Raw genomic sequence first — 16,921 nt, 5'->3', positions numbered from 1 at the left:
GGCCTTAGTTCACCCAGACGCGCGCATTACGGAACATGCGCATCCAAGGAGCATCCTCGGTCCAGTCTTCCGAACGCCACGAGTTCTGCACCGCACGGAACACACGCTCCGGGTGCGGCATCATGATCGTCACGCGACCGTCACGGCTGGTCAGACCGGTGATCCCGCGCGGCGAGCCGTTCGGGTTGGCCGGGTAGGCTTCGGTGACCTTGCCGTGGTTGTCGACAAAACGCATCGCCACGCAACCGGACAGATCGGCTTCCAGCAGTGCTTCTTCGCTGGCGAACTCGGCATGCCCTTCACCGTGGGCGATGGCGATCGGCATGCGCGAACCGGCCATGCCCTGCAGGAAGATCGAATTCGATTCCTGGATCTGCACCATCGCTACCCGCGCTTCGAACTGCTCGGAGCGGTTGCGCACGAAGTGCGGCCAGAACTCGCTGCCCGGGATCAGCTCGTGCAGGTTGGACATCATCTGGCAACCGTTGCACACGCCCAGCGTGAAGCTGTCGTTACGTTCGAAGAAGCCCTGGAACGCATCGCGGGCGCGGCTGTTGAACAGCGCCGACTTGGCCCAGCCTTCACCGGCGCCAAGCACGTCGCCGTAGGAGAAACCGCCGCAGGCCACCAGGCCTTTGAACTCGTTGAGGTCGACACGACCGGCGAGTATATCGCTCATGTGCACGTCGATCGCGCTGAAACCGGCACGGTCGAACGCGGCGGCCATTTCCACCTGACCGTTGACGCCCTGCTCACGCAGCACGGCAACCTGTGGCCGGATGCCTTTCTTGATGTAAGGCGCGGCGATGTCCTGATTGACGTCGTAGCTGAGCTTGACGCTCAGGCCCGGGTTGTCTTCTTCCAGCAGCGCGTCGAATTCCTGCTCGGCGCAGTCGGCGTTGTCGCGCAGACGCTGGATCTGGTAGCTGGTTTCGGCCCACTGACGTTGCAGTAGACGACGCTGGCCTTCGAACACTGTGTCACCGTTGAAGGTGATGTTGATCTGGCCATTGTTGATCGGCTGACCGATCACCGACACGCAGTCGCCCAGACCGGCGGCGCTGAACTGCGCGAGGATGTCCGGGGTGGCGTCCTGGCGAACCTGGATCACTGCGCCGAGTTCTTCGTTGAACAGGATCGCGGCGATTTCCGAAGCGGATTCGGCAACGCTGTCCAGGTTCAGGCTCAGACCGCAGTGGCCGGCGAAGGCCATTTCCACCACGGAGGTCAGCAGACCACCGTCGGAACGGTCGTGGTAGGCCAGCAGGTGACCGTCGGCATTGAGGCCCTGGATCACCGCGAAGAAGGCCTTCAGGTCTTCGGCGTCATCGACGTCCGGCGCGTGTTTGCCGAGTTTGCCGTGGACCTGCGCGAGGATCGATGCACCCATGCGGTTCTGGCCGCGACCGAGGTCGATCAGGATCAGGTCGGTGGTGCCCTTGTCCATGCGCAGTTCCGGGGTCAGGGTCTGACGGATGTCAGCCACTGGCGCGAAACCGGTCACGATCAGCGACATCGGCGAGGTGACGGTCTTGTCTTCGCCGTTGTCGTTCCAGCGCGTGGCCATGGACATCGAGTCCTTGCCCACCGGAATGGTGATGCCCAGCTCAGGGCACAGCTCCATGCCGACCGCTTTCACGGTGTCATACAAACGCGCGTCTTCGCCCGGGTGACCGGCCGCCGACATCCAGTTCGCCGACAGTTTGATGTCGGAGAGCTTGTTGATCCGCGAGGCGGCAATGTTGGTGATGGTTTCGCCGATGGCCATGCGGCCCGAGGCCGGCGCGTCCAGCAGAGCCAGCGGAGTACGCTCGCCCATCGCCATGGCTTCACCGGTGTAGACGTCGAAACTGGTGGCGGTGACGGCAACGTCGGCCACCGGCACTTGCCATGGGCCGACCATCTGGTCACGGGCGACGAGACCGGTGATGGTGCGGTCGCCGATGGTGATCAGGAAGCTTTTGCTGGCCACGGCCGGATGATGCAGAACGCGTTCGATGGACTCGCTGATGTCGAGGTTCGACGGATCGAAGTCATCGCCCAGCTCGGCTTCGCGAACCACCGAACGGTGCATGCGCGGCGCCTTGCCCAGCAACACTTCCAGCGGCATGTCCACCGGGTTGTTGCCGAAGTGGCTGTCGGTGACGGTCAATTGCGGTTCGGCAGTGGCTTCCCCGACCACGGCAAACGGGCAACGCTCGCGTTCGCAGATCGCCTGAAAGCGCTCGAAATCTTCCGGGCCGACCGCCAGCACGTAACGTTCCTGGGATTCGTTGGACCAGATTTCGTGCGGGGCCATACCCGGCTCGTCGTTTGGAATGTTGCGCAGTTCGAAACGGCCACCGCGATCGCCGTCGTTGACCAGTTCCGGGAAGGCGTTGGACAGACCGCCCGCGCCAACGTCGTGAATGAAGCTGATCGGGTTCTTGTCGCCCAACTGCCAGCAACGGTCGATGACTTCCTGGCAACGACGCTCCATTTCAGGGTTTTCACGCTGTACCGAAGCGAAATCCAGGTCTGCCGAGCTGGTGCCGGTGGCCATGGAGGAAGCCGCGCCGCCGCCCAGGCCGATCAGCATTGCCGGGCCGCCGAGCACGATCAGCTTGGAGCCGACCACGATCTCGCCTTTCTTGACGTGCTCTTCACGGATGTTGCCCATGCCGCCAGCCAGCATGATCGGCTTGTGGTAACCGCGCACTTCGTCGCCGTGCGGGGTGGTGATCGACTGCTCGAAGGTACGGAAGTAGCCGGTCAGCGCCGGACGGCCGAATTCGTTGTTGAACGCAGCGCCGCCGAGCGGGCCTTCGATCATGATGTCCAGCGCGGTGACGATGCGCTCAGGCTTGCCGTACGGCACTTCCCACGGCTGTTCGAAGCCTGGGATCTGCAGGTTGGAGACGGTAAAACCGGTGAGGCCGGCCTTGGGCTTGGCGCCACGACCGGTTGCACCTTCGTCACGGATCTCGCCACCGGAGCCGGTGGATGCGCCCGGGAACGGAGCAATCGCGGTCGGGTGGTTATGGGTTTCAACCTTCATCAGGATGTGCACCGGCTCCTGCACCGCGCCGTACTGGCGGGTTTCAGGGTTCGGGAAGAAGCGGCCGGCAACGTTGCCGACAATCACCGAAGCGTTGTCCTTGTAAGCGGACAGCACGCCTTCGCTGTGCATCTGATAGGTGTTCTTGATCATGCCGAACAGGCTTTTTTCCTGGCTCTGGCCGTCAATGTCCCAACTGGCGTTGAAGATCTTGTGGCGGCAGTGCTCGGAGTTGGCCTGGGCAAACATCATCAGTTCGATGTCGTGCGGGTTGCGCTTCAGACCGTTGAAGGCGTTGACCAGATAGTCGATCTCGTCTTCGGCCAGGGCCAGGCCCAGCTCGGTGTTGGCCTTTTCCAGCGCGGCGCGGCCGCCACCGAGGATGTCGATGGCGGTCAGCGGCTTCGGCTCGGCGTGGCTGAACAGACCGGCGGCCTGCTCAAGGTTGGCCAGCACGATCTGGGTCATGCGGTCATGCAGCGCGTCCGAAATCAGCTGGGCTTCGGCTTCGCTGAACTGCCCTGCAACATAGAAGGCGATACCGCGTTCCAGGCGCTGGATCTTGCTCAGGCCGCAGTTGCGGGCGATGTCGCTGGCCTTGCTCGACCACGGCGAGATGGTGCCGAAACGCGGCAACACCAGAAACAGACGACCGGTCGGCTCTTGAACCGGAACACTTGGGCCGTACTTCAGAAGGCGCGCTAGCACCTGCTGTTCGTCGCCGGTCAGGACGCCGGTGACTTCGGCGAAGTGAGCGAATTCAGCATACAGGCCACTGACAGCTGGAACCTTCTGGCTCAGTTGCTCAAGGAGTTTGCTGTGGCGAAAGGCAGAAAGGGCAGGAGCGCCGCGCAGGATCAACATCTTCGGGACAGCCTCGGGAAGGGGTGTGCTTTGAGGCCGTGCATTCTAGCCTAAACCGACCTCAACATCACCCGAAACGCTACGCACGGTTGCACTCGGGTAGCAATCTGTGTTTCTGCCTTCGGGGTCAGGTAAATCGAGCGTTTCAGCATGGCTTATTTTTACTGTAACAAAATGCCCTGAAGGCCCGTATTCAAGGGATTTCGCTCGGATTTGTGATCGCTAGCAGACTAGTCCTACGCTGTCGAGATATGGCGCTCGTGGCCGTTTGCGTATACTGCGCAGATGTTTTTCCCAACGGCTTTGCGTCCGCGATACGCCAAATGGCTGATCGCAACCGGACTCTTCCTGATGCTCGGTGGCTGTGTTGATAAACCCAACACACTCGAGCGCGTAAAGGAGGATGGTGTGCTGCGCGTGGTTACCCGCAACAGCCCCGCCACCTACTTTCAGGATCGCAGCGGTGAAACCGGCTTCGAATACGAGCTGGTGAAGCGCTTCGCCGACGATTTGGGCGTCGAGCTGAAGATCGAGACGGCCGACAATCTCGATGACCTGTTCAACCAGGTCGGCAAGCCGAACGGCCCGGTACTCGCGGCCGCCGGTCTGGTCAGCAGCGATGAACGCAAGAAGCAGGTGCGGTTCTCCCACTCCTACCTCGAAGTCACCCCGCAGATCATCTACCGCAACGGCCAGTCGCGCCCTACAGATCCGGCGGATCTGGTCGGCAAGAAGATCACCGTGCTCAAGGGCAGCACCCACGCCGAACAACTGGCCGCGCTGAAACAGAAATATCCCGGCATCGAATACGATGAATCCGACGCCGTTGAAGTGGTCGATCTGCTGCGCATGGTCGATGAAGGCCAGATTGACCTGACCCTGGTCGACTCCAACGAAGTGGCGATGAATCAGGTGTACTTCACCAACATCCGCGTGGCCTTCGACCTCGGCGACGCGCGCAGCCAGAGCTGGGCGGTGGGCCCGGGCGAAGACAACAGCCTGCTCAATGAAATCAACGCCTATCTGGACAAGGTGCAGAAGAACGGCACCCTGCAACGCCTGAAAGACCGCTACTACGGCCATGTCGATGTGCTTGGCTACATGGGCGCCACCACCTTCGCCCAGCACTTGCAGCAGCGCCTGCCGAAATACGAACAGCACTTCAAGAATTACGCGAAGAAAGAGAAAGTCGACTGGCGCCTGCTGGCCGCCATCGGCTATCAGGAATCCCTGTGGCAGCCGACGGTGACCTCGAAAACCGGCGTGCGCGGTCTGATGATGCTGACCCAGAACACCGCGCAGGCGATGGGCGTGTCGAACCGCCTCGATCCCAAGCAGAGCATTATGGGCGGTGCCAAGTACCTGGCTTATATGAAAGATCAGCTCGACGATTCGATCCAGGAACCGGATCGCACCTGGTTCGCCCTGGCGGCGTACAACGTCGGCAGCGGTCATCTGGATGACGCGCGCAAACTGGCGGCGAAGGAAGGCTTGAATTCGGACAAGTGGCTGGACGTGAAAAAGATCCTGCCGCGCCTCTCGCAGAAGCAGTGGTACAGCAAGACCCGCTACGGTTACGCCCGGGGTGGCGAACCGGTGCACTTCGTGGCGAACATCCGTCGCTACTACGACATCCTGACTTGGGTGACCCAGCCGCAGCTTGAGGGCGATCAGGTGGCCGAGGGCAACCTGCATGTGCCGGCGATCGACAAGTCGAAACCGGCGCAAGAGCCCGCCCCTCTTTAAAGCAAAAGATCGCAGCCTTCGGCAGCTCCTACAGGGTTATGTGTACACCTGTAGGAGCTGCCGAAGGCTGCGATCTTTTGATCTTAGCCCTTGAGAGCAGCAGCCAGAATCAGCGCTTTCATTTCCGATACGGCGGACTTGAAGCCCACGAACAACGCATGCGCCACCAGCGCGTGGCCGATGTTCAGTTCGTTGATGCCTTTGATCGCCGCCACGGCCTCGACGTTGTGGTAATGCAGGCCGTGCCCGGCATTGACGATCAGGCCCTGCGCCAGTCCAAACGCCACGCCATCAGCGACGCGTTTGAGCTCTTCTGCCACTTCAGTCGGGGTTTCGGCATCGGCGTAACGCCCGGTGTGCAGCTCGATGGCCGGTGCACCGATGCGCTTGGAGGCGGCGATCTGGCGCTCGTCGGCGTCGATGAACAGCGACACTTCGCTGCCGATTTTCGACAAGCGCTCGACCGCAGCCCTGATTCGCTCCTCCTGCCCCGCTACATCCAGGCCACCCTCGGTGGTCAGTTCCTGACGGGTTTCCGGGACCAGGCAAATGTGCGCCGGGCGAATGCGCTCGGCGAAAGCCATCATTTCTTCGGTGACGCCCATTTCGAAATTCATGCGCGTTTGCAGCACATCCTTGAGCAGCAACACGTCGCGCTCCTGGATGTGACGGCGGTCTTCGCGCAGGTGCACGGTGATGCCATCGGCGCCCGCCTCTTCTGCATCCAGCGCCGCTTTGACCGGATCCGGGTAGCGCGTGCCACGGGCCTGACGCAGGGTGGCGACGTGGTCGATGTTCACGCCGAGAAGAATGCGATTGCTGCTGGTCACGGATGCGCTCCTGAATTGAGAGATTCGGCGCACAGCATATCAGGGCTTGCGAAACAGCTCGCGACTGACAAGCGGACGCCCGCCCAAATGCACTGCCAGCGCCTGGCGCATCAGACGCTTGGCCGCCGACAGCGCACCGGGCGCCGACCAGTCGGCTTCGGCCATGGCCAGCAGCTCGGTACCGTTGAACAGGCCGGGTTGCAGCAGATACACCCGCTCGAGTCCGGCGTCCACTTGCAAACGGTAGAGGCCGTCAGCAGCGACGGGCTCACCGTGCATATCGGTGTTCATGGAGAAGCCGTAGCCGAGATCATCCAGCAATCGCCATTCGAAAGAGCGCAGCAACGGTTCCAGTGGTCGACCTTCGGCCAGCGCCAAGAGGGTCGCGGCATAGTGGTCGAATACGGCGGGATGCGGATCTTCGGCAGGCAACAGGCGAATCAACAGCTCGTTGAGATAGAGGCCGCTGAACAGCGCCTCGCCATTGAGCCACGCCGAGGTGCCAGAACTCTCCATGCGCCCGACATTCTTCAGCTCGCCCTTGCCACGGAACTCGACCTCCAGCGCCACGAACGGCCGCGCCAGCGTCCCGGCCTTGCCCCGCGCGCTGCGCAACACCGCCCGCAGCCGACCTTGCGGCGTGAGGAAATCGACCAGTGCGCTGGTTTCGCGATAGGCGCGCGAATGCAGGACATAGGCGGGTTGGGCGGGAGGCGGGTTTTGCGACATTGAGTTCTCGATGAAGAAACGCGGTTTTACATACAACCCAAAACCACTGTGGGAGCGAGCCTGCTCGCGAAAGCGGAGTGACAGTCAACATCAATGCTGAATGTTACATCCTCTTCGCGAGCAGGCTCGCTCCCACAGTGAGTAGCGGTGTTTTCGAGATCGCTACTTACAGATCGCCATAACCCAGCGAACGCAGCGCGCGCTCGTCATCGGACCAGCCGCCCTTCACCTTGACCCACAGGTTGAGCATGATCTTGGAGTCGAACAGCAGCTCCATGTCCTTGCGCGCTTCGGTGCCGATGCGCTTGATGCGCTCGCCCTTGTCGCCAATGATGATTTTCTTCTGGCCGTCACGCTCGACGAGAATCAGCGCGTGGATGTGCAGGGTCTTGCCCTGCTGCTTGAATTCTTCGATTTCGACGGTGATCTGGTACGGCAGCTCGGCACCCATCTGGCGCATGATTTTCTCGCGCACCAGTTCGGCGGCAAGGAAACGGCTGCTGCGGTCGGTGATCTGGTCTTCCGGGAAGAAGTGATCATTCTCCGGCAAGTGATCGGCGATGACCTTTTCCAGCGCTTCGAGATTGTGCCCGTGCTGCGCGGAAATCGGGATGATCTGGGCGTTTGGCAGCTGTTCCTGCAACCAGCTCAGGTGCGGCATCAGCTCGGCTTTGTCTTCGATGCGATCGGTCTTGTTCAGCGCGACGATCAGCGGGCCGGTCACGTATTGCACACGCTCCAGAACCATCTGGTCTTCGTCGGTCCACTTGGTGCGGTCGACGACGAAGATCACCACATCGACGTCTTTCAACGCCGCCGAAGCGGTTTTGTTCATGTAACGGTTCAGGGCCTTTTCGCCACCCTTGTGCATGCCCGGAGTGTCGACGTAGATCGCCTGGACGTCGCCCTCGGTCTTGATCCCGAGCATGTTGTGGCGGGTAGTCTGCGGCTTGCGCGAGGTGATCGCGAGCTTCTGCCCGAGGATGTGGTTGAGCAGCGTCGACTTGCCGACGTTGGGACGGCCGACGATGGCAACGTAGCCACAGCGAGTTGCGTTTGTATCAGTCATTGCCATTCTCCACGCCCAGGGCAATCAGTGCTGCGGCGGCCGCTACCTGTTCGGCAATACGACGGCTCACACCCTGACCTCGGCTTTTTTCATTCAGTAAGACCACTTCGCATTCGACGAAGAAGGTACGGCAGTGCGGTTCGCCCTGAATATCCACCACTTCGTAGCGTGGCAGTTCGCAACCGCGCGATTGCAAGTGTTCCTGCAAGCGGGTTTTCGGATCCTTGTTGGTGTCGACCAGCGTCAGGCCTTCGAATTCGCCGGCCAGCCACGCCAGTACGCGCTCGCGGGCGACGTCCATGCCGGCATCGAGGTAGATCGCACCGATCAGAGCTTCGAGGGCATCGGCGAGAATCGATTCACGGCGGAAACCACCGCTCTTCAGTTCCCCCGAACCCAGGCGCAGATAATCGCCGAGGTCGAAACCGCGAGCCAGTACGGCCAGCGTCTCACCTTTTACCAGCCGCGCGCGCAAACGCGACAACTGGCCTTCGCGGGCCAGCGGGAAGCGATCGAACAGCGCCTCGCCAGCGACGAAGTTGAGGATGGCATCACCGAGGAATTCCAGACGCTCGTTGTTGCGCCCGGCAAAACTGCGGTGCGTGAGGGCCAGCAGCATCAGCTCCTGGTCCTTGAAGGTGTAGCCGAGCTGGCGCTCGAGACGGCTTAGAGAAACGCTCACGGTTTACCCACGCTGAGTTCGTGGCTGGTTTCCACTGCCATCGCCGGGGTACGGCGCAGGCCTGGGACAATTAACGCTGTGTTCAAAAAATAGATCCTGGCGATTGCGAAGCCGATTGTGCCGGCTCCAGAAATGCATTCGGCGCTGTGGTCAACAGCGCCGTGTTTGATTACTTGATCAGGCCGACCCGCGAGAAATTCGGCAGGTGGCTGAGTTTCGGCTCTGGCCAGCTCATCCAGACCGCGAAGGCCTTGCCGACAATATTCTTGTCGGGAACCATGCCCAGCAGATCCTTGGGAATGTTCGGATCATCCCAGTAGCGGCTGTCGTTCGAATTGTCGCGGTTGTCGCCCATCATGAAGTAGTGCCCGGCAGGCACCGTCCACGAACGATCCGGAGTGGCGCGGTAACGGCTCATTTCCTTGCGGATCAGGTGCTCGGCTGCGCCGAGTTTTTCCTGATAGAGCTCCGCACTGCCCAGCGAACCTGCTTCGGCGCCGGCCATCTTCTCGGCGATCGACTCACCGTTGACGAACAGACGCTTGTCGGCGGTGTAACGCACAGTGTCACCCGGCAGGCCCACCACACGCTTGATGTAGTTGACGTTCGGGTCGCTCGGGTAGCGGAACACCATCACATCGCCGCGCTGCGGGTCACCGACTTCGATGATCTTCTTGTCGATCACCGGCAGACGGATGCCGTAGGAAAACTTGTTCACCAGAATGAAGTCGCCGACGTCCAGCGTCGGTTTCATCGAGCCGGACGGAATCTGGAACGGCTCCACCAGGAACGAACGCAGCACCAGGACGATGAACAGCACCGGAAAGAACGACTTGCCGTATTCAACCAGCAGCGGCTCTTTGTTCAGCTTCTCGACCACCACAGGCTCGGGTTGGCTGACACTGCCTTGATAAGAGGCAATGGCAGCCCGCCGACGCGGTGCCAGGAACAGCAGATCAATCAACGCCAACAGGCCGCAGAGGAACACGGCGATGACCAGCAACAGCGGGAAATTTAGCGACATAGGACCTGATTATTCCAACCTGAGCACGGCGAGGAAGGCTTCCTGTGGAATTTCCACGTTGCCGACCTGTTTCATGCGTTTCTTACCGGCCTTCTGCTTCTCGAGCAGCTTCTTCTTACGACTGACGTCACCGCCGTAGCATTTGGCCAATACGTTCTTTCTGAGCGCCTTGACGGTTGTCCGGGCCACGATCTGACCACCGATGGCGGCCTGAATCGCCACGTCGAACATCTGACGAGGAATCAGTTCTTTCATCTTCTCGGTCAACTGGCGACCTTTGAAGTGCGAATTGTCACGGTGCACGATCAATGCCAGGGCATCGACCTTGTCGCCGTTGATCAGCACGTCCAGTTTCACCAGATTAGCCGATTGGTAACGATCGAAATGGTAGTCCAGCGAAGCATAGCCGCGGCTGGTGGATTTGAGACGGTCGAAGAAGTCCAGGACCACTTCGTTCATCGGCAGGTCGTAGGTGACTTGCACCTGATTGCCGAGGAACAGCATGTCGACCTGAACGCCGCGTTTCTCGATGCACAGGGTGATGACGTTGCCCAGGTGTTCCTGCGGCACGAGGATATTGGCGCGCACGATTGGCTCGCGCATGTCCTCGATCGCCGACACATCCGGAAGCTTCGACGGGTTGTCGACGTAAATCGTTTCACCGGTTTTCAGCACCAGCTCGAAAATTACTGTCGGCGCGGTGGTGATCAGGTCCAGGTCGTATTCGCGCTCGAGGCGCTCCTGAATGATCTCCATGTGCAGCATGCCGAGGAAGCCGCAACGGAAGCCGAAGCCCAGGGCGTCGGAGCTTTCCGGGGTGTACTGCAGCGACGAGTCGTTAAGGGTCAGCTTCTGCAGCGCTTCGCGGAAATCCTCGAAGTCGTCGGAACTGACCGGGAACAGACCGGCGTAAACCTGTGGCTGAATGCGTTTGAAGCCCGGCAGCACCGGCACGTCCGGCGTGGAGCTCAGCGTCAGGGTGTCACCGACCGGCGCACCGTGAATGTCCTTGATGCTGGCGATGATGAAGCCCACTTCGCCGGCCTTCAGATCAACGGTGGCGGTGTGTTTCGGGTTGAACACGCCGACGCTGTCGACCAGGTGCACCTTGCCGGTGGACTTGACCAGAATCTTGTCGCCCTTCTTCACACGGCCGTGGCGCACGCGTACCAGGGAAACAACGCCCAGGTAGTTGTCGAACCAGGAGTCGATGATCAACGCTTGCAGCGGATCTTCGATGTTGCCGGTCGGCGCAGGAATGGTGTGCACCAGACGCTCGAGCACTTCGTCGACACCCAGGCCGGTCTTGGCGCTGCAGGTGACGGCGTCGGTAGCGTCGATGCCGATGATTTTCTCGATCTCGTCCTTGACGCGATCCGGCTCGGCCTGTGGCAGGTCGATCTTGTTCAGTACCGGCATGACCTCCAGGCCCTGCTCGATGGCGGTGTAGCAGTTGGCCACGGACTGGGCTTCTACGCCCTGCCCCGCATCGACCACCAGCAAGGCACCTTCGCACGCGGCCAGGGAACGGCTGACTTCGTAGGTGAAGTCGACGTGGCCCGGGGTGTCAATGAAGTTCAGCTGGTAGGTGATGCCGTCTTTGGCTTTGTAATAGAGGGTAACGCTGTGGGCCTTGATGGTGATCCCGCGTTCACGCTCAAGATCCATGGAATCCAGTACCTGGGCTTCCATTTCACGCTCGGCCAGGCCGCCGCACATCTGGATGAAACGGTCAGCCAGCGTCGACTTGCCATGGTCAATGTGGGCGATGATGGAGAAATTGCGGATATGACTCAAATCACTCACGGATCAACACTCAAAAAGGCTGCAGGCTTGGCCCGCCGAAAAATAGCCGGGAATTGTACCTGATACACGGCGCAAGCGTCACGTTCGCCTGTCACCCGGATCGCATGCAAAAACGCCCCGGTCTGGCGACCGAGGCGTTTTCAGGGTTCAAGCGCTGAATGAAAGCTTGTTCATCAGCCCGCTCGTCTAAGCAGCCAGACACCCGCCAGCGCACACACGCCGGCCGGCACCAGCACCGCAAATAGCGGCGAGAAACCGAACACCAGACTCGATGGCCCCAGCAGATCCTGGACGATGCGGAAGGTGAAGCCCACCAGCACGCCGGTGAAAACACGCTGACCGAGGGTCACCGAACGCAGTGGACCGAAGATGAACGAGATCGCCATCAGCACCAGCGCGGCAGTCACCAGCGGCTGCAACACCTTGACCCAAAATGCCAGCCAGTAACGGCCGTTGCTCAGGCCCTGCTCGGCAAGATAGTGGATGTAGCCCCACAGACCGCTGATCGACAGCGATTCCGGCGCCATCACCACGGTGCTGAGCAGCTGCGGGCTCAACGCCACGTCCCACTCCTCGCTCGGGCTGTTGACCACTTCAGTACTGCGCTCATGGAACAGCGTGGTGGCAACGTCGGTGAGCTGCCACTTGGTGCCGTCAAACTCAGCCTTCTTGGCGAAGCTGGAGCTGAGCAGATGGCGCTCCTTGTCGAAGTGATAGCGCGTCACGCCGTACAACAGACCGTTCGGCTGAACCGCGTTGATGTGGATGAATTCCTCACCCTGACGGTGCCACATACCGTGCTTGGCGCTTTGCGCGTCGCCGCTGCCCTGGGCCAGCGAGCGATTGGCCTGGGCCATGCTTTCGGTGGCCGGGGCGACGTATTCGCCGATCAGCACGCCGGCGAGCATCAGCACCAGCATCGGCTTCATGACAGCCCAGACGATACGGCCGATCGACACGCCAGCAGCGCGCATGACCGTCAGCTCACTGCTGCTGGCCAGACTGCCGAGACCGATCAGGCAGCCGATCAATGCGGCCATCGGCAACATTTCATACAGCCGGCGCGGTGCGGTCAGCAATACAAAACCGAGCACGTCGACCAGGGTGTAGGTGTCGCTGACGTCGCCCATTTCATCGATGAAGGCAAACAGCGTCGCCAGGCCGAGGATGATCGCCAGCACGGCGATGATCGCCATGAACACGCTGCTGCCGATGTAGCGGTCGAGTTTAACCACGGGCCACCTCCAGCGCGGCGCTGCGACGGCTGGCCAGTTTCAGGCGCAGCGGCTCCCAGTAAAGCAGGCCGAGGCCGATCACCAGGAAGATCGCATGTACCCACCACAGACCGAGGGCCGGCGGGATCTTGCCTTTTTCAAGGGCGCCGCGAGCGGCAATCAGGATGGTCAGGTAAGCCATATAAAGAAGAATCGCCGGCAGCAGCTTGAGAAAACGCCCTTGGCGCGGATTCACCCGCGACAGCGGCACCGCCATCAGGGTCACGATGAACACCAGCAACGGCAGCGACATACGCCATTGCAGTTCGGTTTTCGAACGAATGTCGTCGCTGCCCCACAGGGACGAGGTCGGCATCGCATCGCGATCGGTGACTTCTTCGCTGACGTCCGGCTTGGGCAGCAGCACGCCGTAGGTTTCGTAATGGATGGCGCGGTAATCGGCCTGCCCGGGGCTGCCGTCATAACGATAGCCGTTGTCGAGAATCAGGTAGCGATTGCCATCGGGGCGGATTTCCTGACGGCCCGACTCGGCCACCAGTACGGAAATCCCGCGGTCCTTCTTATCGGCACCGAGGTTCTTCTGCGAGATGAACACGCTGCCGAGATTGACGCGATCGTCGCTCAGGGTTTCGGTGTAGGTCACCCGAGTGCCATCACGCAGGGCCTGGAAGCGGCCCGGCTCGAGGGTATCGAACTCGGTCAGCGCGTCCTGCTTGTTCAGCAGCAGCTGAAACTGGTTGGCGCCCTGCGGAGCCAGGCCGAGGCTCAGCCACGCGACCACCAGTGCCACCAGCGTCGCCGGAAACAGGGTCATGCGAAACAGCTTCTGCTGGCTCATGCCGGTGGCCGAAAGCACGGTCATTTCGCTTTCAAGGTACAGGCGACCGTAGGCCAGCAGGATCCCGAGGAACAGGCCCAGCGGCAGAATCAGTTGCAGGAAACCCGGCAGACGAAAGCCCATGATCAGGAACAGCGAGCCCGGATCGAGCTGACCGGCCGCAGCCTGCGCCAGGTATTTGATGAAGCGACCGCTCATGATGATGACCAGCAGCACGGCACTTACGGCGCTGAGGGTCAACAGGACTTCGCGGGACAGATAACGGAAGACGATCAAACCAGACACTCCAGGGTTGTCAGGCTAAGGCGGCCAAACAAGCAAACACATCGACCGGCCCGCCATGCAGAGCGGTCGAAAAAAGATGCGGCATTATCCTGTGATTGGGTGCGCCTGTCACTGCGCACACTCATCCATCTCTGTAATCCTTTGCTGAGGGTTGTCAGGCGCGGGGAGCGAGGTTCAAACTGCGGCCCTTGTCGCAGGCTTTGGCCTGCGCCTCTTCTATCTATAAGCAGGCGACTGCGAACAGCGTCGAACGCCTGCGTGTTGACCATTCATTCAGGGATCCGGACATGGAACTGGTTGTAAAAAGCGTTAGCCCAGAAACGTTGAAAACCGCCACCCTGGTGGTTGCCGTCGGCGAAGGCCGCAAACTCGGTGTCGCCGCCAGACTGGTCGACGAGTCGAGCGGTGGTGCCATCAGCGCCGTGCTCAAGCGTGGCGACCTGGCCGGCAAAGTCGGTCAGAGCCTGCTGCTGCACAGCCTGCCGAACCTGAAAGCCGAGCGCGTGTTGCTGGTCGGCGTGGGCAAGGACGAGGAACTGGGCGACCGTCCGTTCCGCAAAATCGTTGCCGGCATCCTCAACACCCTCAAAGGCCTGGGCGGCGGTGATGCCGTGCTGGCGCTGGATGAAGTCATCGTCAAAGGTCGCGACAGCTACGGCAAGACCCGCCTGCTGGCGGAAACCCTGGTCGACGGCGGCTACACCTTCGACCAGTTCAAGAGCCAGAAAGCCGAACCGCGCGCGCTGAAGAAAATCACCCTGCTGACCATCAAGGCTGCGCAAGCCGAAGTGCAGCGCGCCGTGAACCACGCCACCGCCATCGCCAACGGCATGGCCTTCACCCGCGATCTGGGCAACCTGCCGCCGAACATCTGCCACCCGACGTTCATGGGCGAACAGGCCAAGAATCTGGGCAAAGAGTTCAAGGATCTGAAAGTCGAAGTCCTCGACGAGAAGAAGATCAAATCCCTCGGCATGGGCTCGTTCTACGCCGTGGGCCAGGGCAGCGCCCAGCCGCCGCGCCTGATCGTCATGCAATACAACGGTGGCAAGAAATCCGAGAAGCCATACGCGCTGGTCGGCAAGGGCATCACCTTCGACACCGGCGGCATCAGCCTGAAGCCGGGCGCCGGCATGGACGAGATGAAGTACGACATGGGCGGCGCTGCCTCCGTGTTCGGCACATTGCGCGCCGTGCTTGAGCTGAAACTGCCGATCAATCTGGTGTGCATCCTCGCCTGCGCCGAAAACATGCCGAGCGGCAATGCGACCCGTCCGGGCGACATCGTCACCACCATGAGCGGCCAGACCGTGGAAATCCTCAACACCGACGCCGAAGGCCGTCTGGTGCTGTGCGATGCGCTGACCTACGCCGAGCGCTTCAAGCCACAAGCGGTGATCGACATCGCCACCCTGACCGGTGCTTGCGTGGTGGCCCTGGGCGCACACACGTCCGGCCTGCTGGGCAACAACGACGAACTGATCGACCAACTGCTCAGCGCCGGCAAGGCTGCCGACGACCGCGCCTGGCAACTGCCGCTGTTCGACGAGTATCAAGAGCAGCTGGACAGCCCGTTCGCCGACATCGCCAACATTGGCGGGCCGAAGGCCGGCACCATCACTGCCGCCTGCTTCCTGTCGCGCTTCACCAAGAACCTCAACTGGGCGCACCTGGACATCGCCGGCACGGCATGGACCAGCGGCGGCAAGGACAAGGGCGCCACTGGCCGTCCGGTTCCGCTGCTGACCCAGTACCTGCTCGATCGCGCCAAAGCCTGACACCGCTGATGGGCGGCGGCGCCACTTTCGGGTGACGCCGCTTGCCGCTCTGGAACCGCAATGACCAAAGTCGACTTCTATATCCTGCCCAGCGCCGATCCTTCAGCGCGTCTGGATTTCGCCTGCAAGCTCACCGAGAAAGCCTGGCGCATGGGCCATCGCATCTACCTGCATTGCAGCGATGCGGCCCAACGTGACGATCTCGATGCGCGTCTGTGGGCATTCAAGGGCGAAAGTTTCGTGCCTCACGGCCCTGCCGACAGTGAGCCCGACGGTTTGATCGTGCTGGGACACGGGGCAGACTGCGGTGAGCACCAGGATCTGCTGGTCAATCTCGATCTGAAAGTCCCGGCCTTCGCCAGCAAATTCGCCCGCGTGGCGGAAGTGGTGGTGGAAGATCCGACCATCCGCGCAGCGGCGCGGGAGAGTTTCCGTTTCTACCGCGAACAGGGCTATTCTCTGCAAGACCACCGTTTACAGCGACTCTGAGCATTCCAATGGACACTCCGAAACCGCAACAGAAATCCGCACACCTGCTGGACGATCTCGAATCGATCCGCCAGTTGCTCGGCGATGACAACCTGCAACCGCCGCTGTTGACCGATACGGTCGATGACGGCGAACAGGAACAGATTCCGATGCTGTTCGATTCCGTCGGCAATCAGCCGGCGGCCGTCGAGCCGCCACCAGCGCCGCCGGCTGCCCCGGCTGCCGCACCGGTCGATAAAGGCCCGGATGCCTTGCTGCACCTGGACAGCGAACTGCGCGCCGCCGCGCAATTGATCATGCAAGACGTGATCGACGACTTCGCCCCGCACATCGAAACCGAAATCAAACGTCGCCTGGATGCGCGGATGGAGCGGCTGCTCAGCCAGTACGAATAAGCCGCTGGTGTAGGAGCTACCGAAGGCTGCGATCTTTTGACTTTGCTTTCACAAAAAACAAGATCAAAAGATCGCAGCCTTCGGCAGCTCCTACATTTAGATCTCCGCCCGACC

13 protein-coding genes are annotated in these 16,921 nt (G+C 61.1%); 4 read left to right on the top strand and 9 right to left on the bottom strand.

Annotated elements, in window-relative coordinates:
* Positions 1-4: 4 nt before the first annotated feature.
* Positions 5-3,901: a phosphoribosylformylglycinamidine synthase gene (gene purL, locus AB9L16_RS04535; protein ID WP_095180438.1), complete on the bottom strand. Its 3,897-nt coding sequence runs from the start codon at positions 3,899-3,901 to the stop codon at positions 5-7.
* A 285-nt stretch (positions 3,902-4,186) separates the two neighbouring features.
* On the opposite strand from purL, the gene mltF reads away from it, so the two are divergent.
* Positions 4,187-5,647, top strand: coding sequence for a membrane-bound lytic murein transglycosylase MltF (gene mltF, locus AB9L16_RS04530; RefSeq protein WP_375123164.1), 1,461 nt, complete (start codon positions 4,187-4,189; stop codon positions 5,645-5,647).
* Between the two features lie 83 nt (positions 5,648-5,730).
* Here the strand turns inward: mltF and pdxJ are convergent, their stop codons facing one another.
* The 8 genes from pdxJ to lptF form a co-directional block, all read right to left on the bottom strand.
* On the bottom strand, positions 5,731-6,477 hold the full coding sequence (pdxJ, locus tag AB9L16_RS04525; RefSeq protein ID WP_095180437.1) for a pyridoxine 5'-phosphate synthase: 747 nt from the start codon (positions 6,475-6,477) through the stop codon (positions 5,731-5,733).
* Positions 6,478-6,516: 39 nt separating this feature from the next.
* A complete protein-coding gene (recO, locus tag AB9L16_RS04520) occupies positions 6,517-7,206 on the bottom strand; it encodes a DNA repair protein RecO (RefSeq protein WP_056783095.1) in 690 nt (229 codons plus the stop codon).
* A 166-nt stretch (positions 7,207-7,372) separates the two neighbouring features.
* Positions 7,373-8,275 (bottom strand): GTPase Era, encoded by a 903-nt coding sequence (gene era / locus AB9L16_RS04515; RefSeq protein ID WP_016771562.1) that lies wholly within the window; start codon positions 8,273-8,275, stop codon positions 7,373-7,375.
* Positions 8,268-8,957: a ribonuclease III gene (gene rnc / locus AB9L16_RS04510; protein WP_024011703.1), complete on the bottom strand. Its 690-nt coding sequence runs from the start codon at positions 8,955-8,957 to the stop codon at positions 8,268-8,270. Before rnc ends, era begins: the two co-directional genes overlap by 8 nt.
* A gap of 169 nt (positions 8,958-9,126) precedes the next feature.
* Positions 9,127-9,981 (bottom strand): signal peptidase I, encoded by an 855-nt coding sequence (gene lepB / locus AB9L16_RS04505; RefSeq protein ID WP_375123163.1) that lies wholly within the window; start codon positions 9,979-9,981, stop codon positions 9,127-9,129.
* Positions 9,982-9,990: 9 nt separating this feature from the next.
* Complete coding sequence (gene lepA / locus AB9L16_RS04500; protein ID WP_016771564.1) at positions 9,991-11,787, bottom strand: translation elongation factor 4; 1,797 nt, start codon at positions 11,785-11,787, stop codon at positions 9,991-9,993.
* A 173-nt stretch (positions 11,788-11,960) separates the two neighbouring features.
* Positions 11,961-13,022, bottom strand: a complete 1,062-nt coding sequence (gene lptG / locus AB9L16_RS04495) for an LPS export ABC transporter permease LptG (protein WP_056783092.1) — start codon at positions 13,020-13,022, stop codon at positions 11,961-11,963.
* A complete protein-coding gene (gene lptF / locus AB9L16_RS04490) occupies positions 13,015-14,136 on the bottom strand; it encodes an LPS export ABC transporter permease LptF (protein ID WP_016771566.1) in 1,122 nt (373 codons plus the stop codon). The genes lptG and lptF overlap by 8 nt, the downstream gene beginning before the upstream one ends.
* Before the next feature lie 296 nt (positions 14,137-14,432).
* Here lptF and AB9L16_RS04485 point away from each other — a divergent pair, with 296 nt between their 5' ends.
* Genes AB9L16_RS04485 through AB9L16_RS04475 form a run of 3 tightly spaced genes read left to right on the top strand, consistent with a single transcriptional unit; the run spans position 14,433 to position 16,807 of the window.
* Positions 14,433-15,923 carry a leucyl aminopeptidase gene (locus AB9L16_RS04485; RefSeq protein WP_150636214.1) on the top strand — a complete coding sequence of 497 codons (1,491 nt, stop codon included), beginning with the start codon at positions 14,433-14,435 and terminating at the stop codon, positions 15,921-15,923.
* A gap of 60 nt (positions 15,924-15,983) precedes the next feature.
* On the top strand, positions 15,984-16,412 hold the full coding sequence (locus AB9L16_RS04480) for a DNA polymerase III subunit chi (RefSeq protein ID WP_056783088.1): 429 nt from the start codon (positions 15,984-15,986) through the stop codon (positions 16,410-16,412).
* Between the two features lie 8 nt (positions 16,413-16,420).
* Positions 16,421-16,807, top strand: a complete 387-nt coding sequence (locus AB9L16_RS04475; RefSeq protein ID WP_056783087.1) for a hypothetical protein — start codon at positions 16,421-16,423, stop codon at positions 16,805-16,807.
* Positions 16,808-16,921 lie beyond the last annotated feature (114 nt).

The sequence above is a fragment of the Pseudomonas sp. LW8 genome, assembly GCF_041956865.1.
In the GTDB taxonomy this organism is placed as follows: Bacteria; Pseudomonadota; Gammaproteobacteria; order Pseudomonadales; family Pseudomonadaceae; genus Aquipseudomonas; species Aquipseudomonas siliginis.
Note: the sequence above shows the minus strand (reverse complement) of the source record. Positions and strands in the feature narration are given on the sequence as shown.

Excerpts from the sequence above, each read along its gene's own strand:
- recO (WP_056783095.1), bottom strand. The coding sequence starts at position 7,206 with ATGTCGCAAAACCCGCCTCCCGCCCAACCCGCCTATGTCCTGCATTCG.
- purL (WP_095180438.1), bottom strand. The coding sequence starts at position 3,901 with ATGTTGATCCTGCGCGGCGCTCCTGCCCTTTCTGCCTTTCGCCACAGC.
- mltF (WP_375123164.1), top strand. The coding sequence starts at position 4,187 with ATGTTTTTCCCAACGGCTTTGCGTCCGCGATACGCCAAATGGCTGATC.
- AB9L16_RS04480 (WP_056783088.1), top strand. The coding sequence starts at position 15,984 with ATGACCAAAGTCGACTTCTATATCCTGCCCAGCGCCGATCCTTCAGCG.
- lepB (WP_375123163.1), bottom strand. The coding sequence starts at position 9,981 with ATGTCGCTAAATTTCCCGCTGTTGCTGGTCATCGCCGTGTTCCTCTGC.
- AB9L16_RS04485 (WP_150636214.1), top strand. The coding sequence starts at position 14,433 with ATGGAACTGGTTGTAAAAAGCGTTAGCCCAGAAACGTTGAAAACCGCC.
- AB9L16_RS04475 (WP_056783087.1), top strand. The coding sequence starts at position 16,421 with ATGGACACTCCGAAACCGCAACAGAAATCCGCACACCTGCTGGACGAT.
- era (WP_016771562.1), bottom strand. The coding sequence starts at position 8,275 with ATGACTGATACAAACGCAACTCGCTGTGGCTACGTTGCCATCGTCGGC.